A 545-nucleotide genomic window follows, 5' to 3' on the forward strand; every position below is an offset into this window, starting at 1 on the left:
TGATTATCAGATGTATACTGTCTATCCACTGGAAGGACAATGGGGACTGCAAGAAAAGTATTTGCATGAACCAGTGATGAAAAAAGAACATTTTTCTTATCAATTGATGATCCGACAGCCTGACTTTGTTACAGAAGCGATAGCACAAGAAGCCATTCAGCGTTCTCTGAGCAAACTTCCGGAAGACTTGAGAGAACAAGTAGCATTCGGAAAGATGGAAGAAGGTCTTTGTGCCCAAATCTTACACATTGGTTCCTATCATGAAGAACCAGAATCCTTTGAGAAATTAGAAGCATTCATTGCAGAAGAAGGCTATCAAAGAACTTCTAAAGAACACAAAGAAATCTATATCAGCGATCCACGAAAATCTGCACCTGAAAAAATGAAGACGATTTTGCGTGTCAAAATAGAAAAAAGATAGCAACCTGAATAAAACCGAAAAATAAAAGTAAAAAATACCAAAATAAGAAGAAATATTACTTGTCTTTTGCTATAATCAATATTGAGAGGTGTCTAATATGAAAAAGAAACAGCGACAAGCATTG

At 35.8% G+C, this 545-nt stretch carries 1 protein-coding gene; it reads left to right on the forward strand.

Annotation, left to right across the window (positions count from 1 at the left end; translation table 11 throughout):
- Window positions 1–421 (forward strand): GyrI-like domain-containing protein (locus ACFFUV_RS23830; RefSeq protein WP_390198499.1); only part of this gene is annotated, 421 nt, incomplete at its 5' end.
- Between the last annotated feature and the right edge of the window lie 124 nt (window positions 422–545).

Origin of the sequence: Vibrio olivae (assembly GCF_042428525.1) — a bacterium.
In the GTDB taxonomy this organism is placed as follows: domain Bacteria; phylum Pseudomonadota; class Gammaproteobacteria; order Enterobacterales; family Vibrionaceae; genus Vibrio; species Vibrio olivae.